Source organism: Cellulomonas massiliensis JC225, assembly GCF_000312005.1.
Lineage (GTDB): Bacteria > Actinomycetota > Actinomycetes > Actinomycetales > Cellulomonadaceae > Cellulomonas > Cellulomonas massiliensis.
Window position 1 is genome coordinate 2,614,787 of sequence record NZ_HE978588.1, and the last position, 20,137, is coordinate 2,634,923.

Here is a 20,137-nt window from a genome sequence, read left to right on the forward strand (position 1 = left end):
CGTCGTGCGCGGGCGCGACGTCGTGCACGTCGCGTACACCGACACCCACGCGCTGGCGGAGGAGGTGCTGGGCTACGGCGACGCGGCGCTCGTCCTGGCGCCCGCGGCCGTCCGCTCGGTCGTGCTGCACCTGCTGCGCACGGCGGCCGGGCTCGACGCCCGCCTGGAGGCTCGCGCGGACCGCGGCGGGCAGGAGGACCACGATGCCTGAGCGCGCACCCGACCGGCTCCTGCGGCTGCTCGGCATGATCGCCTACCTCGACCGCCACGACGGCGTCCCCGTGGACGAGCTGGCCCGGCAGTTCGGCGTGACCCCGCAGCAGGCGCTGGAGGACATCGACACGCTGTGGGTCACCGGCACGCCCGGCTACCTGCCGTACGACCTCATCGACTTCGACGCGACCTCCTACGAGGAGGGCGTCGTGCGGCTGACGGAGTCGCGCGGCATGACCCGGCCGCTGCGGCTCGGCGCGCGCGAGGGCGTCGCGCTCGTGGCGGCGCTGCGGGCGCTCGACGGCGCGCTGGGGCGCACGCTCGACCCGGAGCGCCGCGCGGTCCTGGAGTCGGCGCTGGCCAAGCTCACAGCGGCGACGGGCGACGCCGCGGGTGCCGTCGACGTGCAGCTCGCCGTCGACGGCGCGCCGCAGGTCGCCGGCGCGATCGCGCGGGCGCTGCGCGAGCGTCGCCGGCTGCACCTGTCCTACGTCAACGCCTCCGACGTCGCGACCGAGCGCGAGGTGGACCCGATCCGCCTCGTCACCGAGGACGAGCACGCCTACCTGCTCGCGTGGTGCCGGTCGGTCGACGGCGAGCGGCTGTTCCGCGTCGACCGGGTGCTCGACGCCCGCGTGCTGGACGAGCCCGCGCAGGAGCACCACGTGCCCGCGAGCGCGGACGTGTTCGCCCCGGGGCCGGAGGCCGAGCTCGTGACGCTGCGCCTGCGCAGCAACGCCCGCTGGGTCGCCGAGGCGGGGCCGGTCGAGGACGTGCGCAACCTGCCGGACGGCGTGTTCGAGGTGGACCTTCGGGTCGTCGCCCCGGAGTGGCTGCGCTCCGTGCTGCTGCAGGCCGCCGCGGAGGTGCTCGACGTCCGGCCGGTGGAGCGGGCGCGCGAGGCGGCGGCGGCCGCCCGGGCCGCGCTGGGCGCCTACGGCCCGCTGGCCGAGGCCGTCGCCGACGGTGCGGGGGAGTAGCCGTGCTGTGGTTCTCCGTGTGGACGGTGCTGGTCGCCGGCACGCTGGTGGGCGCGTTCCTCCTGGGCCGCCGGCTGTGGCGCTCCGCCGTGGCGGCCGGGCGCGAGCTCGCGCGTGCGGGCGAGGTGCTCGCGGAGCTCGAGGCGGCCGTGGCACGCCTCGAGGCCGCCGCGCAGGAGCGCCCGCCGATCGCGCCGACCCTGCTTGCGGACCGGGCGCCCCTGCGGGCCCGCGTGGAGGAGCTGCGCGCGGCCCGCGACGAGCGGCGCGCGGAGCGGGCGCGGCGGCACGCGAGCACCGCCCGGGCCTGGCGGCGCTACTCGCACTGACCGGCGGCTAGGATCGGTAGCCGAGAACCGAAGGAGCTCCGATGCTGCGAAACGGACTGCAGGGCTGGCACATCCTCGTCGTGCTGGTCGTGATCGTGCTGCTCTTCGGGGCCAACAAGCTCCCGGGGCTCGCCCGGAGCGTGGGGCAGTCGCTGAAGATCTTCAAGGACGAGGTCAAGGACCTCAAGGACACGCCCGCCGACAAGCAGCCCGGCGCGGCGGGCCCGGTCGTCCCGCCGGCCGACGCCCCGGCGCCGCAGCCCGGCACCGTCGTGAACGGGGTCCCGACGCCGCCGCACGAGGGCGGCAAGCCGCCCGCGGTGTGAGCGGGTGTTGAGACGGCGCCCGCGCCCGGCGCGCGACGGGCGGATGCCGCTGCGGGCCCACCTCACCGAGCTGCGCAACCGGTTCTTCCTCGTCGTCGCGGGTGTGCTCGTCGGCGGTGTCGTCGGCTGGTTCTTCTACGAGCCGATGTTCCACGCGCTCAGCCAGCCGCTGCTCGACGCGGCGGACGCGCGCGGCGGGTTCGCGGTGCTCAACTTCGAGACCGTCGCCGCCGCGTTCGACATGCAGCTGAAGGTCTCCCTGTTCCTGGGGCTGCTGCTGTCGAGCCCGTGGTGGCTCTACCAGTTCTGGGCGTTCGTGACGCCCGGCCTCACGCACCGCGAGCGCCTGTACGCGATCGGCTTCCTCGCGGCGGCCGTCCCGCTCTTCCTCGCCGGCGCGTTCCTCGCCTGGCTCGTGCTGCCGCACGCCGTCGCGCTGCTCACGGAGTTCACGCCGGGCGGCGCGGCGAACATCATCGACGCGCAGTCCTACCTCAGCTTCGTCATGCGGCTCATGCTGGCGTTCGGGCTCGCGTTCCTGCTGCCCGTGGTCATGGTCGCGCTGAACTTCGCCGGCATCGGCCAGGCCGCGACCTGGCGCAAGGGCTGGCGCTGGGCGGTCCTGCTCGCGTTCGTCTTCGCCGCGATCATGACGCCGACACCGGACGCGATCACGATGATCGCCGTGGCCCTGCCGATCTGCGGGCTGTACTTCGCGGCGCTCGGCATCTGCACCGTCCACGACCGGCGGGTCGACCGGCGTCGCGACGCCGCGGGGCTGCCGCGCCTCGACGGCTCGATGGGCACGCCCGCGTGAGGCACGTCGGCGTCGTGGTCAACCCCACGGCGGGCCGCGGCCAGGGCGCGCGGGCCGGCGCGCGCGTGCACGAGCTGCTGCGCGGGCACGGCCTCAAGGTCGAGGACCTGTCCGCCCCGACCATCGCCCACGCGACGGACCGGGCGCGCGCCGCCGCGGTGCAGGGCCTCGACGCGGTCGTGGTGGTCGGCGGCGACGGGATGGTCCACCTCGGCGTGAACGTCGTGGCCGGCACGGCGCTGCCGCTCGGCATCGTCCCCGCGGGCACGGGCAACGACCTCGCGCGCACGCTCGGCATCCCGCGCGACGATCTCGACGCGTCCGTCGCCGCCCTGGTGCGGGCGCTCGACGACGGGCCCCGCCGGGTCGACGCGGTGCGCGTGAGCACCCCGCTGCACAGCGCGTACGAGTGGTACCTCGGCGTCCTGTCCTGCGGCATCGACGCCGCCGTCAACGCCCGGGCCAACGGCCTGCGGTGGCCGCGCGGCTCGGCGCGGTACGTGCGCGCGCTGGCGGGCGAGCTGCGCGGCTTCCGGCCGTACGGCTACCGCGTCACCACGGACGACGAGGTGTGGGAGTCGGCAGGGAGCCTGGTCGCGGTCGCGAACGCCCCGTGGTTCGGGGGCGGGCTGCACATCGCGCCCGCCGCCCGCCTCGACGACGGCCTGCTCGACGTCGTGCTCGCGGGTCCGTTCACGCGCCGCGCGGTCGTCCGCATCTTCCCCGGCATCTACCAGGGCCGACACGTCGGCGACCCGCGCGTGCGGGTGCTGCGGACGCGCAGCGTGCTCATCGAGCCGCTGGGGGAGCTCGGGCCGCCGCCGCCGCCCGCGTTCGCCGACGGCGAGCGCGTCGGGCCCCTGCCGCTGCGCGCGAGCGTCGACCCCGGAGCCGTCGGCGTCCTGTGCTGACGGTCGCGTCCGCGGGTCGACGGACGCGCGCCGCGCGGCCCTCCGGCGCGCCCGTGCCTAGGGTGGTCGCGTGCCCTCCCGCTCGCGCCGTTCGAAGGTCTCCGCCGACTCCCGTCCCGCGGCGGCCGCCGTGCGCGACGAGCCCTCGCCGGCCGAGCGGTACGCCGCGGCCCGGCGGCGGGCGACGCTGGAGGGCCCGGAGCTGACGGCCTTCTCGGCGCTGCTCGACTTCCCGCTCGACGACTTCCAGACGCAGGCCTGCGCCGCGCTGGAGCAGGGCAGCGGCGTGCTCGTCGCGGCCCCGACGGGTGCGGGCAAGACGGTCGTCGGCGAGTTCGCCGTGCACCTCGCGCTGACGACCGGACGCAAGGCGTTCTACACGACGCCGATCAAGGCGCTCTCGAACCAGAAGTACGGCGACCTGGTGCGGCGCTACGGGCCCGAGCGTGTCGGGCTGCTCACCGGTGACACCTCCATCAACGGGGACGCCGCGGTCGTCGTCATGACGACCGAGGTGCTGCGCAACATGCTCTACGCGGGCTCCGACGCGCTGCGCGACCTCGGCTACGTCGTGATGGACGAGGTCCACTACCTCGCCGACCGGTTCCGCGGCCCCGTCTGGGAGGAGGTGATCATCCACCTGCCCGACGACGTGCAGCTGGTGTCGCTCTCCGCCACGGTGTCGAACGCGGAGGAGTTCGGCGACTGGCTGACGACCGTGCGGGGGGACACCGCCGTCGTCGTCAGCGAGCACCGCCCGGTGCCGCTCGGGCAGCACGTGCTCGTCGCCGGCGACCTGCTGGACCTGTACGCGGGGCACGTGGACCCCACCGACCCGGGGGTCGACCCGCCGATCAACCCCGACCTGCAGCACCTGCTGCGCCGCCGGACCGGCGACGGCGACTCCCGCCGCGGCCCGGGGGACCGGGGGTACCGCGGCCGCGGGGGAGCCCGGCCCGTCGGCGGCAGCACCCGCCCGACGCCCCGCTTCGCCGTCGTGGACGCGCTCGACCGCGACGGCCTGCTGCCCGCGATCGTCTTCATCTTCAGCCGCGCGGGGTGCCAAGGGGCGGTGCAGCAGTGCCTCACGGCGGGCGTGCGGCTGACCTCGCCGGCCGAGGCGGCCGAGATCCGCCAGGTCGTCGAGCAGCGGTGCGCGCCGATCCCGCCGGAGGACCTCGACGTGCTCGGCTACTGGGAGTTCGGCGAGGCCCTGTCGCGGGGCGTGGCGGCGCACCACGCCGGCATGCTGCCGCTGTTCAAGGAGACCGTGGAGGAGCTGTTCTCCCGCGGGCTGGTCAAGGTCGTGTTCGCCACCGAGACGCTCGCGCTGGGCATCAACATGCCGGCGCGCTCGGTGGTGCTCGAGCGCCTCGTGAAGTGGGACGGGTCGAGCCACGTCGACGTCACGCCGGGCGAGTACACCCAGCTCACCGGCCGGGCGGGCCGCCGGGGCATCGACACCGAGGGGCACGCCGTCGTGGTGGCGCACCCCGGCCTCGACCCCGTGCAGCTGGCCGGCCTGGCGTCCAAGCGCCTCTACCCGCTGCGCTCGTCGTTCCGCCCGACGTACAACATGGCGGTCAACCTGGTGGCCCAGGTCGGCCGCGACCGCGCCCGCGAGGTGCTGGAGACGTCCTTCGCGCAGTTCCAGGCCGACCGCGGCGTCGTCGGTCTCGCGCGGCAGGCGCAGGCGCACGCCGAGGCGCTGCAGGGGTATCGCGAGGCCATGCGGTGCCACCTCGGGGACTTCGAGGAGTACCAGGCGATCCGGACGCAGATCCGCGAGGCGGAGCGCGACGCCGGCCGGCGGGCGGCGACCGTCCGGCGCGCGGAGGCGGCGCGCACGCTGGAGAACCTGTCCGTGGGCGACGTGCTGGCCGTGCCGCAGGGGCGCCGGTCCGCGCACGTCGTCGTCCTCGACCCGGGGCAGCCCGGCTTCGACGGCCCGCGCCCGACGGTCCTCGGCCAGGACCGCCAGGTGCGTCGGATCACGGTCGCGGACGTGGGCGCCGGGGCGCGCACGGTCGGCCGGGTCCGGGTGCCGAAGGGCTTCAACGCCCGGGTCCCGGCCGCGCGGCGCGACCTCGCCGCGGCGCTGCGCGCGGAGGTCGCGCACCTCGACGACGCGCGCCCCCGTGGCCGCAAGGGGCCGCGCCCGCCGCAGGACGACGAGCGGATCGCCGAGCTGCGGCGAGCGCTGCGCCGGCACCCGTGCCACGCCTGCCCCGACCGGGACGAGCACGCGCGGTGGGCCGAGCGCTGGCAGCGGCTCACGGCCGAGCACGCCGCCCTCGTGGCGCGGATCGCCGGCCGGACCGGGTCGATCGCGGCGGTGTTCGACCGGATCTGCGACGTGCTGGTCCGCCTGGGCTACCTCGCGGCCGGCGAGCGCGGCCTGCGCGTCACGGACGAGGGCCGCTGGCTGCGCCGGCTCTACGTGGAGAACGACCTGCTGCTCGCCGAGTGCCTGCGGCGCGGCGTGTGGGACGAGCTGGACGCGCCCGCGCTCGCCGCTGCCGTGTCGACGGTCGTGTACCGGTCGCGGCGCGACGACCAGGGCGAGCCGCGGGTGCCGGGCGGCCCGCACGGCCGGCTCGGGGTCGCGCTCGAGGAGACGCTGCGGACGTGGTCGGAGCTGGAGGACCTCGAGGCGGAGCACCGCGTCGAGGCCACGACGCCGCTCGACCTCGGGCTCGTGGAGGCGGTGCACCGGTGGGCGGCCGGCCGCAGCCTCGACGCCGTCCTGCGCGGCGGCGAGCTGTCCGCCGGCGACTTCGTGCGCTGGTGCAAGCAGGTCATCGACGTGCTCGACCAGCTGGGGCAGGCGGCGCCGACGGAACGGGTGCGCACGCAGGCCCGCCGCGCCGTCGACGCGCTGCGCCGCGGGGTCGTGGCCTACTCGTCCGTCTGAGGCGGGCTACCCCGCGGCCGCGACGCTGACCTGGCCTATCGTGAGCCCGTGAGCTCCACCCTCTACCGCCACGGGGTCGTGCACTCGCCCGCCGACCCGTTCGCCGAGGCCCTGCTCGTCGAGGACGGCACGATCGCGTGGATCGGCGCGGACGACACCGCCGACGGGATGGCCGGCCGCGCGGACGAGGTCGTCGACCTCGACGGCGCGCTCCTCGCCCCCGGGTTCGTCGACGCGCACGTGCACGTGCTCGAGACGGGGCTCGCGCTGGAGAGCCTGGACCTGTCCGCCGCCGGGGGCGTCCGCTCGCTCGCGGACCTGCTCGACGCCGTGCACCGGGCCGCGGGCGAGGGCCGCGAGCTCGTGCTGGGGTTCGGGTGGGACGAGCAGGACTGGCCGGAGGGTCGAGCCCCGACGATGGCGGAGCTCGACGCCGCGGCCGGGGGAGCGCCCGTCTACCTCGCGCGCGTCGACGTGCACTCCGCGGTGGTCTCGGGCACCCTCGCCGACGCCGCCGGGGCGCGGGGGCTGCCCGGCTGGTCCGACGACGGACGCGTCGAGCGCGAGGCGCACCACGCCGTGCGGGACCGCGTCCGGGACCTGCCGCCGGCGCGCCGCACCGAGCTCTACACGCGCGCGCTGCGCGCCGCCGCGGCCCGCGGCGTGGTCGCCGTGCACGAGCACAGCGCCCCGCACGTCGACACCCGCGCCGGCCTCGTCGAGCTGCTCACGATGACGGCGGACCCCGCGGGCGGGCTGCCGCTCGTCGTCGGCTACCGCGGCGAGCACTGCACGACCGTCGACGACGCGCACGAGCTGCTCGCGGCGATCCCGGGACTCACGGGGATCGGCGGCGACCTCAACGTCGACGGCTCCCTGGGGTCGCGCACCGCCGCGCTGCGGGCGCCGTACGCCGACGACCCGGGCGCGTCGGGCGTGCTGTACCTGGCCGCCGAGCAGGTGGCGAACCACGTCGCGTCGGTCTCCCGTGCGGGCGTGCAGTCCGGCTTCCACCTCATCGGCGACCGCGCGATGGACGAGCTGCTGCTCGGCCTGCAGGCGGCCGCGGACGTCGAGGGCGTCGCCGCGATCGCCCGCACCGGCGTGCGGCTCGAGCACGCCGAGCACGTCGACGCGCACGCCCTCGCGGCGCTGGTGCTGCACGGCGTCTCGCTCAGCGTGCAGCCGGCGTTCGACGCCGCCTGGGGCGGCGCCGACGGGATGTACGCGTCCCGGCTCGGCGTGGCCCGCGCGAGCGCGCTCAACCCCCTCGCCGACCTCGCCGCGGCGGGCGTGCCGGTCGCGTACGGCTCCGACTCGCCGGTCACGCCGATCGACCCGTGGGCCGGCGTCCGCGCCGCGATGCACCACCACCAGGCCGACCAGCGGATCTCGGCACGTGCCGCGTTCCGAGCGTCGACGCGCGGCGGCTGGCGGCTCGCCGGACTCGACCACACGGGCGCGGGCGAGCTGCGGGTGGGCGCGCCGGCGCACCTCGCGGTGTGGCGCGCCGAGCACCTGGCCGTCCAGGCGCCCGGCGGGCGCGGCGCGTGGAGCACCGACGCCCGCGCCGGCACGCCGCTGCTGCCCGACCTCTCGCCGCACGCCCCCGCGCCGCGCTGCCTGCGCACGGTGCGCGCGGGGGTCGTGCTCCACGACGAGCTCGGCTGAGCCGCACGGACACCCCGCCGCCGGCCCGCCGACCGCCCGCCGTCGCCCTTCCGGCAACCCCGAGCGGGTGAAATCCGGGCGTCGTCGCGGTGGCCGGGCGGTGTCGCGGCGGCGTCGCGCGGCCGGTGTGAGCGACACGCCGACCGACACGCCGTCCGGACCGGCGAAACGCTCGACCGCAGGGGCCGGGTGACCTGCGGGGAGGCCTCCGACCTGCGGCGTCGTGACCTTGACACCACCTGTGAGATCGATAGGTTTCCACGAGACCTCTTGCCCCAGGGTGTCACCGTGACCGACGGTCGCCCGGGTCCTGGGAACCAGGACGGGCGGGGGCGAAGGCTCCGACCGGGCCCGCGTGTTCAGTAGACAACGGTCCGTGCGCAGGCACGTCGTACCGGTACGAAGGACACGCGGGCCGGTCGGTCGGAGCGCGCCGGCCCGCCGCCGCGACCACCGCGCCACCCGGCCCACGGCGCTCCCATCCTGGTGACGTACCCTGTCGCGGTGCCCGCTGAACCCGCCCGCTGGTGGACGCTCGTCCTGGCGGCGGCGGGGGGCTACGCGACGCGTCTGGCCTTCCCCGAGCCGGGCTGGTGGGGCGCCGCCTTCCTCGGCGTCGCCGCCCTGTACCTCGCGCTGCGCCGCGACTCCGCCCGCTGGGCGTTCCTCGTCGGCCTCGTCTGGGGCCTGACGCTCTACCTGCCCCTCATCACGTGGGCCGACGAGGCGGTCGGCGTCGTCCCGTGGGTCGCGCTGAGCACGGCGGAGGCGCTCCTCGTCGGGGTGTTCGCCGCCGCGTGGGCCTGGGCCCGCCGCGGCGAGACGGTGTGGCGCAACGGCGCGCTGCAGGTCGTCGTGTTCGCCGTCCTGTGGGTCGCGGGGGAGGAGCTGCGCGCGCACTGGCCGTTCGAGGGCTTCCCCTGGGGACGCCTGGCCTTCTCCCAGGCCGACTCGCCGCTCGTGTCGGCCGCGTCGCTCGGCGGGGTGCCGCTGCTCAGCGGCCTCGTCTCCGCGGTCGGCGTCGTGCTCGCGCGGGCGCTCGTCGCCGCCCGACAGGTCCGGGTCGGTGCCGCGCTCGGCTCGGTCGCGCTCGCCGCCGCCCTCGTCCTCGCCGGCCTGGCCGTGCCGCTCGCCACCGCGGCGCAGGCCGGCACGCTGCGCGTCGGCGCGGTGCAGGGCAACGTCCCCGGGGAGGGCCTCGACGCGTTCGGGCAGCGCGAGCAGGTGCTGCGCAACCACGTCGACGGCACGACGGCGCTGCTCGACCGCGTGCCGCCCGGCGACCTGGACGTGGTGCTCTGGCCGGAGAACGGCTCCGACCTCGACCCGCAGGTCGACGAGGACGCCGCGCGGCTGCTGGACGACGCGGCGCGCGCCGTCGAGGCACCCCTGCTCGTCGGCACCGTGCAGTACCCGGAGTCCGGCGGCCGGTTCAACACCTCGGTGCTGTGGGAGGCCGGCGAGGGCGTCGTCGCCTCGTACACGAAGCAGCACCCCGCCCCCTTCGCCGAGTACATCCCGCTGCGCGCGCTCGTGCGCCCGTTCTCCTCGGCCGTCGACCTGGTGACGCGTGACATGCTGCCCGGGACGGAGCCGGGGTACGTGCCGCTCCAGGTGCCGCGCCTCGAGCGCACCGTGGGCCTCGCGGACGTCATCTGCTTCGAGGTCGCCTACGACGAGCTCGTCCGGACCGCCGTGCGGGAGGGTGGGGAGGTGCTGGTGGTGCAGACCAACAACGCGTCCTTCGGGCACACCGACGAGTCGACGCAGCAGCTCGCGATGTCGCGCGTGCGCGCCGTCGAGCACGGCCGGGCGACGGTGCAGATCTCGACCGTCGGCGTCTCGGCGGTCATCGAGCCGAACGGCGCCGTCGTCGAGCGCACGGGCCTGTTCACCGCCGAGCAGCTGGTGGCGACCCTGCCGCTGCGGACGACGCTGACGCCGGCGACCCGCTGGGGCGGCTGGGTCGCGTGGGCGGTGGACGTGCTCGCCGTCGTCATGGTCGCCGCGGGGGCGGCCGGCGCCGCCCGGGTGCGACGCGATCAGCGCGGGCCGGCCGCATGAGCCGCCGCGTGCTCGTCGTCGTCCCGACCTACCAGGAGCGCGAGAACGTCGTCCCCGCTCTCGACGCGCTCGGCGCGCACGTGCCCGCCGCGGACGTGCTCGTCGTCGACGACGGCTCGCCCGACGGGACGGGGCAGCTCGCCGAGGACTACGCGGCCGCCCTGCGCGGCGCGGCGGACCGGGGCGACGCGCCGGCGGGCCGCGCGGTGCACGTGCTCCACCGCACCGCCAAGCAAGGGCTCGGGCCGGCCTACGTCGCCGGGTTCCGGTGGGCGCTCGGGCGCGGGTACGACGTGGTGGTCGAGATGGACGCGGACGGCTCGCACCGCGCGCAGGACCTGCCCCGGCTGCTCGCCGCGACCGACAGCGCCGACCTCGTGCTCGGGTCCCGCTGGGTACCCGGAGGGGCGGTGGAGAACTGGCCCTGGCACCGCAAGGTGCTCTCGGTCGGCGGCAACACCTACGCCCGGCTCCTGCTCGGCATCCCGCTGCGGGACGCGACCGGCGGCTTCCGGGCCTACCGGTCCGAGCTCCTGCGGGCGCTGCCGCTCGGCGAGGTCGCGTCGCAGGGGTACTGCTTCCAGGTCGACATGGCCTGGCGCGCCGTCCGGGCGGGCGCCCGCGTCGTCGAGGTGCCCATCACGTTCGTCGAGCGGGTCCGGGGCCAGTCGAAGATGAGCCGCGGCATCGTCGTCGAGGCGCTCGTCGCGGTGACCCGGTGGGGGATGCACGAACGCTCCCGCCGGCTGGCGGGAGCGTTCAGGCGGACGGCGGGCTGAGCGTCAGGCGCTGCGGCGCAGCTTGCCGGCGCGCAGCAGGCCGAGGCGCTCGTCCAGGAGCTCCTCGAGCTCACCGATCGTGCGGCGCTCGAGCAGCATGTCCCAGTGGGTGCGCGGCGGCTTGCCGGTCTTGGCCTCGGGCTTGGACGCGTCGCGCAGCAGGGCCTCGGCGCCGCAGCGGCACTCCCACACCACCGGGACGTCGGCCTCGACCGAGAACGGCAGGATGATGGTGTGCCCGTTGGGGCAGTCGTAGTGCGCCTGCAGACGCGGCGCGAACTCGACACCCGCCTCGGACTCCATGCTCTGGGAGCCGATGCGCATGCCTCGCAGGGAGCGGTTTGCCATGGGGGACCTCCGTGCCGGGTCGCGGCCGTCGAGAGTGGTCGGGTTCCGAGGATGTCAACGGACCCGGCCGTCCCAGTGTTCCAAGCGGACGTGAAGGCTTCGTGAACATGGGACGAGTGCGGGGGAGAGGTCCCGCTCGGACGACCGTGCGTGAGAGGGTGCGCCCGACGCTGCCCTGCGCCGCGGCGCACGGCAGGATCGACCGCGGGGCCGCCGGTCCGGCGCAGGACCCCGGCACCCCGTCCCGGAAGGAGCGCAGGTGAGCGGCACGCTGCTGGTGGCCCTCGGGGTCGTCGTCATCGTCGGGGTCCAGGGCTGGGCGCGGCGCACGGGGGTCGCGGCGCCGCTGCTGCTGGTCCTGCTCGGTGTCGCCGTGAGCTTCGTGCCGGCCGTGCCGGCGGTCGAGATCGAGCCCGAGTGGATCCTCGCGGGCGTGCTGCCGCCGCTGCTGTACTCGGCCGCGGTGCAGATGCCCACGATGGACTTCAGGCGCGACCTCGGCCCCATCAGCAGCCTCTCGGTGTTCCTCGTCCTCGTCACCACCGTCGGCCTCGGGTTCTTCTTCCACCTGGTGCTCGACGTCGACCTGGCGGTGGCGATCGCCCTCGGTGCCGTCGTGAGCCCGACCGACGCCGTCGCGACCACGATCGTCAAGCGCCTGGGCGCGCCGCGGCGCGTCGTCACCGTGCTCGAGGGCGAGAGCCTGCTCAACGACGCGACCGCCCTCGTGCTGCTGCGCTCGGCGATCGCCGCCACGGCGGGCGCCGTGTCCCTGTGGGGCGTCGCCGGCGACTTCCTCGCCGCCGTCGGCATCGCGGTCGCCATCGGGCTCCTGGTCGGCGTGCTCAACCTGCGCCTGCGCCGCGCGACCCACGACGCCGCGGCGAGCACGGCGATCTCGTTCATCGCCCCCTTCGTCGCCGCCGTGCCGGCGGAGCACCTGGGCGCCTCGGGGCTCGTCGCGGCCGTCACCGCCGGGCTCGTCACCGGGCAGGGGTCCGCCCGCTACCTGCGCCCCCAGGACCGCATGGCGGAGCGCTCGAACTGGGCCACCGTGGAGCTCGTCCTGGAGGGCGGCATCTTCCTCGTCATGGGGCTCGAGCTGTACGGCATCGTGGCCGACGTCCAGGAGGAGCACGCCTCGGTGGCGTTCGCCCTGGGCATCGGGGCGGCCGCAGCCGGGCTCGCGCTCGTCGTCCGCTCGCTGTACGTCGCACCGCTGCTGTGGCTCGTCCAGCGGCGGACGATCGACCCGGGCGACGCGCGGGCGCGCATGGCCGCCGTCAGCGCCCGCATCGAGTCGGCCGACCTCGACCACGACGACCCCCGTGTGCGCCGGCGCCTGCAGGGCTGGTCGGAGCGCGTCACGCAGCGGCTCGCGGACATCGACTACCTGGCGCGCTCGCCGCTCGGCCGGCGCGAGGGTGCGCTGCTCGTGTGGGCCGGCATGCGCGGGGCCGTGACGCTCGCCGCGGCGCAGACGCTGCCCGCGGACACGCCCCGCCGGTCGCTGCTGCTGCTGATCGCGTTCGTCGTCGCGGCGGGGTCGCTGCTCGTGCAGGGCGGCACGCTCGGCTTCGTCGCGCGGGTGCTCGGCCTGCAGGGCACGACGCAGGACGCCCCCGAGGAGCGCCGCCTGCTCATCGACGCGATGGCCCGCGGGGCGCTCGCGCTCCTGCAGGACCCGGGTCTGAAACGGTCCGACGGCAGCACCTACTCGCCGGACGTCGTCGAGCGCGCCCGGGCGACCGCGACCCGGCTCGCGACCGACGCCGAGCTCGACGACGTCGGCCCCCGCCACGCGGTGGAGAACGCGGAGCTGCGGCTGCGGCTGCTCGACGCGCAGCGCCGGGTGCTGCTCGAGGCGCGCAAGGCCGGCACGTTCCGGGCGGACGCGCTCTCGTCGGCGCTCGACGCGCTCGACGCCGAGCAGATCAGCATCGAGCTGCGCACCCGTCACCTCACCGAGGACTGACCGCGGCCGCCCCGTCGGGATCCCCGAGCGGCAGGTCGGACCCGAACACGTCGTCCGGGTCGACGGAGCGCTTGACCGCGCGCAGCCGCTCGAGCGTGGCCGGCGGGTACACCAGGCCCAGCCGGTCGGCGTCCGTGTCGAACGAGCGGTAGACGCCGACCACGTCGTCGCGCAGGCCCGACCACGCCGCGTCGATCCGCGCCGCGCGCGACGCGGGCGCGGTGACGGACACCGCGAACCGCGCGCTGCGGTGCGCGAACGCCGTCGCGTCGGGCGGGACGTCCGCGGTCGCGCCCCCGAGAGCACGGAGCTGGACCATCTGCGCGTCGCCGTCCTCCAGGAGCCGCTGCACGACGCCCGCGACGCGATCCGTCGCGTGCTCCACGAGCCCGCCCCGGGCCACGACGTCGCCGCCGCCGTGGTGGTGGCGGGAGGTGGGCGCGGGCACGACGGCCGCGTACGGCACCTGCTGCGCCTGCTGCTGGAGCACGGGCCCGACCCCCAGGAACGGCTCGAGCGCGGCGACGGCCGCGTCCACGTCGTCGCCCGCCCACACCGTCATGGCCTGCGCGAACGGCGCCGCCCCGCCGCGCCCGGGGACGAGGGTGAGGAAGCTCGTCAGCTCCCGCGGCGAGTACTCGACCTGCTGCGCCCAGCGCCGGACGAGGCCCGCGGCGTCGGCGGCGTCGTACGCGAAGACCGCCAGGACGACGTCGCCGAGCTCCGCGGCCTCGATCTCCACGGCGGTGACGACGCCCAGGCTGGCGCCCGCGCCGCGGACCGCCCAGAAGAGCTCGGGCTCGTGCTCCGCGTCGGCCCGCACCGTGCGCCCGTCGGCGAGCACGAGCTCCGCCGCGACGACGCGGTCGAGCGTCAGGCCGAAGGACCGGCCCAGCAGACCGACGCCGCCGTTGACGACGAGCCCGCCCACGCCGACGCCCCCGTGGTCGCCGGAGCTGATCGCCAGCCCCTGCGGCGAGAGCGCCGCCGCCACGTCGCCCCAGCGCGCTCCGGCGCCGACCCGCACGAGGCGCCGCTCCCGGTCGAGCACCTCGACCGCGTCGAGACCCGCCAGGTCGAGCACGACCCCGCCGTCGTTGGTCGACCGTCCCGCGATGCCGTGCCCGCCCGAGCGCACCGCGAGGGGCACGCCCTGCGAGCGGGCGTAGGCCACGGTCTCGCGCACGTCCTCGACGTCGCGCGCCCGCACGACGAGCGCCGGGGAGCCGTGCCACACGTACGTGCTCCGCACGCGCTCGTACGCCCGGTCACCCGGCTCCACGGCGCGCGGCGCGAGCGACGCCGGCAGCGCGTCGTAGTCGAGGCCGGGGGAGCGCAGCGCCAGCGCGGCCGGCGAGCGCACCGGGCCCGACGCCGTGCCCGCGGCGGCACGCTCGGCGGCGACCGCCTCGCGCAGCGCGGGCCCGACCTCCTGCCCGAACCTGGCGATCGTGCCGGGATCGTCCGAGCCGAGGACGAACGCCGAGAAGCCGTGCTCGAGCACGAGGGGCAGCAGGTCCTCGACCCAGTCCTGCGGGGTGCCCTCCAGGAAGCCGCTGCCGCGCCCGAAGGTGCCCTGCCCGACGTTGAGCAGCCGGCGCACCTCCCGCGGGTCGCGGCCGGCCGCGGCGGCGGCGTCGTCGATCCGCGCGTTCGACGCGGCCACCTCCGACAGCTGCAGGTACCCCAGGCTGGGCAGCCAGCCGTCCCCGGCGCGGCCGACCAGGGCGAGCATGCGCGGCTTGTAGGCACCGACCCAGATCGGCACGTCGTGGGCGGGCGCCGGACCGCGCTTCGCGCCGTCGACCCGGTGGAAGCTGCCGTCGACGACGAGGCGTGAGCGCTCGTCGGCGTCCCACACGCCCCGGACGATCGTGATCGCCTCCTCGAGCGCGGTGAGCGCCTGGCCGCCCGTCAGGCGCGGCCCGCCCATCGCCTCGATGGCGTCCCAGAACGCGCCCGCACCCAGCCCGAGCGCGACCCGCCCGCCCGAGAGCAGGTCCAGGCTGGCGACGGAGCGGGCCAGCACCGCCGGCTGCCGCAGCGGCAGGTTGAGCACGTTGCCGCTCAGGTGCACGCGCTCGGTGCGCGCGGCGACCCAGGACAGCAGCGTCCACGTGTCCAGGAACGCCGGCTGGTAGGGGTGGTCCTGGAAGGTGACGAGGTCGAGCCCCGAGCGCTCGGACAGGACGGCGAGGTCGACGACGCGCTGCGGCTGCGCGGCCTGCGGGGTCAGGAAGCTGCCGAGCAGCAGGTCGTGGCCGTAGTCGCTCATGCCAGCAGCAACCCGGGTGCGGCCGGGGCTGTTCCCGCACGCGGTCCGGGCGGCGAGGGACTCAGTCGGGGGAGGGGAGGCGCAGCGCGTCGACGGCGTCGCGCTTGGTGTCCATCGAGCGGCGGTCGTAGCGCGAGGTCGTGCGGGGGTCGGCGTGGCCCGCGAGCGTCTGCACCGTCACCAGGTCGGTCCCGGCGTCGAGCAGGTCGCCGACGAGGGTGCGCCGCAGGTCGTGCGGGCGCGCGGGCAGGTCGAGCCGCGCGAGCACGCCGCGCCGGTCGAGCACGTCCCGGACGGTCTGCGACGTCAGGCGCCGGTCGCCGACGTGCCCGCCCTTGAACACCGGCAGGAACAGGGGACCGGCCTTCGGTCCGCGCGTGCGCAGCCACGCCATGAGCCACGGCCACGCGGCCTGCCCGACCGGGACCAGCCGCGTCTTGTTCCCCTTGCCCCGGATCGTCAGGACGCGCGTCGCGAGCGACAGGTCCGCGAGGTCGAGGTTCGCGACCTCGGAGCGCCGCATGCCCGTCGCGTACATGGTCGCGATGACGGCGGCGTCGCGCGTCCCGAGGGGCGTGTCGTCCTGGCAGGCGGCCAGCAGGGCGGCGAGCTCGTCCCCGCCGACGTCGCGGCCCGCGGGCGGTCGCACGCCGCGGACGGGCTCCAGGTCGGCGGCCCGCTGGTAGTCCTCGGCGGTCATGAGGCCGAGCCGCCAGGACTCGCGCAGCACGCGGCGCAGCGCCGACAGGTGCTTGTTGGCGTGGGCGGGGCTCCAGCCGTTCGCGGCGACGACCGCGCGCAGCGCGGCGGTGTGCGGGTAGCGCAGCTGCCACCACGGCACCATGGCGCCCGTCACGGCGTCGTCGTCGAGCCGGACGCCCGCCAGGACGCGCGCCAGCCGGTCGAGGCACGAGCGCATCGTGCGCTGCGACTCGCCGGACAGCGTCGCGAGGTAGACGAGGTACGGGTTGCTCGCCACCGGCACCGGGTCGTGCTCGACGACGAGCACCGGCAGGCGGTCGTCGCTGACGGCGGCGAGCGTGTCGGTGGCCATGGCACGACGCTAACCACTGCCGGGCCTCAGGCCGGGGAGACCCTCCGGGGGCGGTCTCAGCCCACCGTGGGTGGGACGGGCCGGTCGGCGCCCTATCGATAATCTTTGGGAATGGGCCTTCTCGTTAGTTGTGCAGCAGAGCGCGGACCGCTGCGGAGAGGACCCCTCAGCCGACCTCGAGGACCAGCCGCTCCTCGGTGCGCTCCGGGTGCCGCTGCAGCGCGTGCCGCTCGCCGGTCCGCGTGAACCCGGCGCGGACGTACAGGTCGCCGGCGGCGTGGTTGTCGTCGACGACCCACAGCGACACCGTCCGGGCGCCCTCAGCCCGCGCCGCGGCCCGGACGGCGTCCAGCAGCGCCCAGCCGACGCCCTGGCGCCGCGCCTCGGGCGCGACCCACAGACCGACGACGTGACGGTCGTCCTCCGGCGAGCCGGGCTCCAGGATCATCGTCACGGTCCCGCGGCCGACGCCGTCGTCGTCGACCGCCACCCACGTGGCGCTCGAGCGCAGCCGCATGCGCCAGTGCCGCTCCGTGAACCGCAGCTCACGCTCGGTCGACGACCCGAACACCTCCGGGTCCTCGCGCAGCGCCCTCAGGCGCACGTCCGCGACGAGGCGCCACTCGTCCTCGTCGACCCGCCGAATCTGCACGAGGCCAAGGATGCCGTACGCCGGGCAGATCCCGCAGGACGACCGTCCAGGTGGACACGATTCATCCCATGTCTCTCGTGCCGGCGGGACGGGTCAGCCGTGGCCGTCCGGGTCCGGCACCGCCCGCGCCACGTCCGCGATCTCCTCCTCGGGCCGCGGCGGGACCGTCTCGTCGACCTCCAGCTCGGGGACCTCGTGGCTCGGGACGCCAGGGGCCGGCACGTCGATCCCCTCGCCCGTCGCGAGCGGGACGAGCTCGCCCGGCACGAGGGAGCCGACGAGCCGTTGGGCGACGGCCAGGCCCGCCTCCGAGAGGACGGCGTCGTGGACCGGGACGACGCGCGGCGCGCCGACCCGGCGGCCGAAGTCGACGGCGTCGCGCAGCGCGAGCCACGGGGCCCCGACCGGGAGCAGCAGCACCTCGACGGGGCCCGGAGCCGGCGTGAACGAGTCGCCCGGGTGGTAGACGCCGTCGACGAGGTACGCGACGTTCGCGATGCGCGGCACGTCCGGGTGAATGACCTCATGCTCCGCGCCGGCCACGTGCACCGTGAACGGGCCGAGGCGCAGGGTGTCGCCGTCCTGCACGGCCTGCAGCGCCGCCTCGTCCGCGCCCGCCTCGCGCAGCGCGTCGACGACGGCGGGCGGCCCCAGCACGCGGAGCCCCGAGCGGGTCAGGGGCGCCAGGGCGGCCGGGTCGACGTGGTCCGGGTGCACGTGCGTCACGAGCACCTCGTCCGCGCCACCGAGCGCGCGCGCCGTGTCGGAGAAGGCGCCGGGGTCGATCACGACGACGTGGCCGTCGCGCTCGAGCCGGACGCAGGAGTGTCCCCAGCGGGTCAGTCGCAGGCTCATGGCGTCACTATCCCCCACTCCCCCGTGCGCCGCTCGGGTGGTCCTGGTCCCCCGTTGGGAGGACGGCGCACGCGGACGATACGGTGACGACCGTGCTGGTCCTCGGTGTGTGCAGCCTCAAGGGCGGGGTGGGCAAGACCTCGGTCACGCTCGGCCTCGCGTCCGCGTCGATCGAGCGTGGCCTGCGCACGCTCGTCATCGACCTCGACCCGCAGGGCGACAGCACGATGGCGCTCGGCGTGCGACCCCAGGACGGCGACGTGGCCGGGGTCCTGGCCCAGCCCGGCGCGGAGTCGGTCCGCGCCGCCACCGTCCCGAGCCCGTGGGACGAGGAGCTGCTCGACGTCCTGGCGGGCTCCGAGCGCTCGGTCCACTACGACCGGCGCGACGACGCCGACGTCGACCGCCTGCGGTTCGCGCTCTCGTGGGTGGGCGGGTACGACGTCGTCCTCGTGGACTGCCCCCCGTCGCTCGGCGGCCTCACGCGCACCGGGCTGACCGCCTGCGACCGCGCCGTCGTCGTCACCGAGCCCGGGTTGTTCTCCGTCATGGCCGTGGGCCGCGCGATGCGCACCATCGACGAGCTGCGCCGCGGTCCCGCCCCCGGCCTGCAGCCGCTCGGCGTCGTCGTCAACCGCGTCCGCGCGCGCTCGGTCGAGCAGTCCTACCGGCTGGAGGAGCTCCAGCAGCTGTACGGGCCTCTCGTGCTGCAGCCCTTCGTGCCCGAGCGCGCCGCGCTGCAGCAGGCCCAGGGCGCGGCGCGGCCGGTGCACAGCTGGCCGGGGGTGCCGGCCGCGGAGGTGGCGGGCACGTTCGACGCGCTGCTCGACCGCGCCCTGCGGGCACCGCGCTCGGAGCGCCCGCGCGTGTGACCGGTCCCCGGGCGACGCCCGGGAGTCCGGAGCCGCTCCCGGCTCAGCCCGCGCTGCGGGCGCGGCGACGCGCCGAGAGCTCGTCCTCGACGGCGCCCGCCGGGGCGTCCTCGTCCTCGGCGCGCTCGGTGGGCAGCTCCGCGAGCGTGCCCTCGACCTCGCGCCAGACGCGCCCGACCGCGATGCCGAACACGCCCTGACCGCCCTGCACGAGGTCGATCACCTCGTCGGCGGAGGTGCACTCGTAGACCGACGCGCCGTCGGACATCAGCGTGATCTGGGCGAGGTCGTCCACGCCGCGCTCGCGCAGGTGACCGACCGCGGCGCGGATCTGCTGGAGCGAGACGCCCGTGTCCAGCAGCCGCTTGACGACCTTGAGGACGAGGATGTCCCGGAAGCTGTAGAGCCGCTGCGTGCCCGACCCCGTGGCCGGACGCACCGACGGCTCGACGAGACCCGTGCGGGCCCAGTAGTCGAGCTGGCGGTAGGTGATGCCGGCCGCCCGGCAGGCGGTCGGGCCGCGGTAGCCGGTGGTGGTGTCCAGGTCGGGCAGGTCGTCGTCGAACAGCAGCCCCTGCGCGCGCTGGGGAACCACGTTCGGGGTGTCCTCGCCGTTGACCGACTTGGCGCTCACGGGTTCCTCCACTGGGTCGTGCACGATGGGGCACCCCATCGGCGCCACTGCAACGCTAGGCCCGCGCCCAGGGCGGCGCAACGATGCCCCCGGCGTGTCGAGGGCGAACCTTCACCCTCAACCTCACGTTGAGACATGGGGCCTCAACCGTGCGACCCGTCCGGGTCCTCGCCCGTCTCGAAGTCGTCCGGGGTGACCACGTCGAGGAACTTCCGGAACCGCTCGAGGTCCTCCTCCGACTGCGTCGTCCGCACCTCGACGCCCGCGACGGCGACCACCTCGGCCGAGCACAGCACGGGCACGCCGAACCGCAGCGCCATGGCGATCGCGTCGGACGCCCGCGAGTCCACCCGCGTGCCGTCGGCCAGCACCAGCTCGGCGTAGAACACGCCGTTGTCGAGCCGCGTGATCGCGACCCGGCGCAGGGAGTTGCCCGACGCCAGGATCACGTCCCGCAGCAGGTCGTGC

The 20,137-nt window shown here is 76.1% G+C and carries 19 protein-coding genes; 12 read left to right on the forward strand and 7 right to left on the reverse strand.

What is annotated here, in order from left to right:
- The 10 genes from HGCM_RS19985 to HGCM_RS12425 all read left to right on the forward strand — a co-directional run.
- Positions 1-211, forward strand: a 211-nt coding sequence (locus HGCM_RS19985) for a WCX domain-containing protein (protein ID WP_503089898.1), incomplete at its 5' end; no start/stop codon positions are given.
- A complete protein-coding gene (locus tag HGCM_RS12385; protein WP_019137151.1) occupies positions 204-1,193 on the forward strand; it encodes a helix-turn-helix transcriptional regulator in 990 nt (329 codons plus the stop codon). The genes HGCM_RS19985 and HGCM_RS12385, both read left to right, overlap by 8 nt.
- 2 nt (positions 1,194-1,195) lie before the next feature.
- Entirely contained in the window at positions 1,196-1,522 is a 327-nt protein-coding gene (locus HGCM_RS12390; protein ID WP_019137152.1) for a hypothetical protein, read from the forward strand.
- A 41-nt stretch (positions 1,523-1,563) separates the two neighbouring features.
- Complete coding sequence (gene tatA, locus HGCM_RS19135; RefSeq protein ID WP_019137153.1) at positions 1,564-1,848, forward strand: Sec-independent protein translocase subunit TatA; 285 nt, start codon at positions 1,564-1,566, stop codon at positions 1,846-1,848.
- Between the two features lie 43 nt (positions 1,849-1,891).
- Positions 1,892-2,665: a twin-arginine translocase subunit TatC gene (gene tatC / locus HGCM_RS12400; RefSeq protein ID WP_019137154.1), complete on the forward strand. Its 774-nt coding sequence runs from the start codon at positions 1,892-1,894 to the stop codon at positions 2,663-2,665.
- A complete protein-coding gene (locus HGCM_RS12405) occupies positions 2,662-3,576 on the forward strand; it encodes a diacylglycerol/lipid kinase family protein (RefSeq protein ID WP_019137155.1) in 915 nt (304 codons plus the stop codon). The genes tatC and HGCM_RS12405 overlap by 4 nt, the downstream gene beginning before the upstream one ends.
- A gap of 70 nt (positions 3,577-3,646) precedes the next feature.
- A complete protein-coding gene (locus HGCM_RS12410; RefSeq protein ID WP_019137156.1) occupies positions 3,647-6,490 on the forward strand; it encodes a DEAD/DEAH box helicase in 2,844 nt (947 codons plus the stop codon).
- A 48-nt stretch (positions 6,491-6,538) separates the two neighbouring features.
- Positions 6,539-8,161, forward strand: a complete 1,623-nt coding sequence (locus HGCM_RS12415; protein WP_019137157.1) for an amidohydrolase — start codon at positions 6,539-6,541, stop codon at positions 8,159-8,161.
- A 504-nt stretch (positions 8,162-8,665) separates the two neighbouring features.
- On the forward strand, positions 8,666-10,225 hold the full coding sequence (lnt, locus tag HGCM_RS12420) for an apolipoprotein N-acyltransferase (protein ID WP_019137158.1): 1,560 nt from the start codon (positions 8,666-8,668) through the stop codon (positions 10,223-10,225).
- The gene (locus HGCM_RS12425) at positions 10,222-11,004 is read left to right on the forward strand and encodes a polyprenol monophosphomannose synthase (RefSeq protein WP_040399094.1); all 783 of its coding nucleotides are present in this window, start codon (positions 10,222-10,224) and stop codon (positions 11,002-11,004) included. The genes lnt and HGCM_RS12425 overlap by 4 nt, the downstream gene beginning before the upstream one ends.
- 3 nt (positions 11,005-11,007) lie before the next feature.
- Here HGCM_RS12425 and HGCM_RS12430 read toward each other — a convergent pair whose 3' ends face one another.
- Positions 11,008-11,352: an RNA polymerase-binding protein RbpA gene (locus HGCM_RS12430; RefSeq protein ID WP_026075452.1), complete on the reverse strand. Its 345-nt coding sequence runs from the start codon at positions 11,350-11,352 to the stop codon at positions 11,008-11,010.
- A 259-nt stretch (positions 11,353-11,611) separates the two neighbouring features.
- Between HGCM_RS12430 and HGCM_RS12435 the strand changes: the two genes are divergently transcribed.
- The gene (locus tag HGCM_RS12435) at positions 11,612-13,327 is read left to right on the forward strand and encodes a cation:proton antiporter (protein ID WP_019137161.1); all 1,716 of its coding nucleotides are present in this window, start codon (positions 11,612-11,614) and stop codon (positions 13,325-13,327) included.
- On the opposite strand, the gene HGCM_RS12440 is transcribed toward HGCM_RS12435, so the two are convergent.
- The 4 genes from HGCM_RS12440 to HGCM_RS18250 form a co-directional block, all read right to left on the reverse strand.
- Positions 13,314-15,602 (reverse strand): LLM class flavin-dependent oxidoreductase, encoded by a 2,289-nt coding sequence (locus tag HGCM_RS12440; protein ID WP_019137162.1) that lies wholly within the window; start codon positions 15,600-15,602, stop codon positions 13,314-13,316. The genes HGCM_RS12435 and HGCM_RS12440 overlap by 14 nt on opposite strands.
- 61 nt (positions 15,603-15,663) lie before the next feature.
- Positions 15,664-16,656, reverse strand: a complete 993-nt coding sequence (locus HGCM_RS12445) for a tyrosine-type recombinase/integrase (protein WP_019137163.1) — start codon at positions 16,654-16,656, stop codon at positions 15,664-15,666.
- A gap of 166 nt (positions 16,657-16,822) precedes the next feature.
- A complete protein-coding gene (locus HGCM_RS12450; RefSeq protein ID WP_019137164.1) occupies positions 16,823-17,308 on the reverse strand; it encodes a GNAT family N-acetyltransferase in 486 nt (161 codons plus the stop codon).
- A gap of 93 nt (positions 17,309-17,401) precedes the next feature.
- Positions 17,402-18,163 (reverse strand): MBL fold metallo-hydrolase, encoded by a 762-nt coding sequence (locus HGCM_RS18250; protein ID WP_019137165.1) that lies wholly within the window; start codon positions 18,161-18,163, stop codon positions 17,402-17,404.
- A 92-nt stretch (positions 18,164-18,255) separates the two neighbouring features.
- Here HGCM_RS18250 and HGCM_RS12460 point away from each other — a divergent pair, with 92 nt between their 5' ends.
- Entirely contained in the window at positions 18,256-19,035 is a 780-nt protein-coding gene (locus HGCM_RS12460) for a ParA family protein (protein ID WP_026075454.1), read from the forward strand.
- A 43-nt stretch (positions 19,036-19,078) separates the two neighbouring features.
- Here HGCM_RS12460 and HGCM_RS12465 read toward each other — a convergent pair whose 3' ends face one another.
- Together HGCM_RS12465 and HGCM_RS18255 are read right to left on the reverse strand one after the other, a co-directional pair.
- Complete coding sequence (locus HGCM_RS12465; protein ID WP_019137167.1) at positions 19,079-19,669, reverse strand: MerR family transcriptional regulator; 591 nt, start codon at positions 19,667-19,669, stop codon at positions 19,079-19,081.
- Positions 19,670-19,812: 143 nt separating this feature from the next.
- A partial coding sequence (locus tag HGCM_RS18255; RefSeq protein ID WP_040399096.1) for a bifunctional nuclease family protein occupies positions 19,813-20,137 on the reverse strand: 325 nt, incomplete at its 5' end.

What these genes read in the sequence shown, in the direction of transcription:
- tatC (WP_019137154.1), top strand. Translation starts at nt 1,892, where the DNA reads ATGCCGCTGCGGGCCCACCTCACCGAGCTGCGCAACCGGTTCTTCCTC.
- tatA (WP_019137153.1), top strand. Translation starts at nt 1,564, where the DNA reads ATGCTGCGAAACGGACTGCAGGGCTGGCACATCCTCGTCGTGCTGGTC.
- HGCM_RS12440 (WP_019137162.1), bottom strand. Translation starts at nt 15,602, where the DNA reads ATGAGCGACTACGGCCACGACCTGCTGCTCGGCAGCTTCCTGACCCCG.
- HGCM_RS12445 (WP_019137163.1), bottom strand. Translation starts at nt 16,656, where the DNA reads ATGGCCACCGACACGCTCGCCGCCGTCAGCGACGACCGCCTGCCGGTG.
- HGCM_RS12385 (WP_019137151.1), top strand. Translation starts at nt 204, where the DNA reads ATGCCTGAGCGCGCACCCGACCGGCTCCTGCGGCTGCTCGGCATGATC.
- HGCM_RS12430 (WP_026075452.1), bottom strand. Translation starts at nt 11,352, where the DNA reads ATGGCAAACCGCTCCCTGCGAGGCATGCGCATCGGCTCCCAGAGCATG.
- HGCM_RS12425 (WP_040399094.1), top strand. Translation starts at nt 10,222, where the DNA reads ATGAGCCGCCGCGTGCTCGTCGTCGTCCCGACCTACCAGGAGCGCGAG.
- HGCM_RS18250 (WP_019137165.1), bottom strand. Translation starts at nt 18,163, where the DNA reads ATGAGCCTGCGACTGACCCGCTGGGGACACTCCTGCGTCCGGCTCGAG.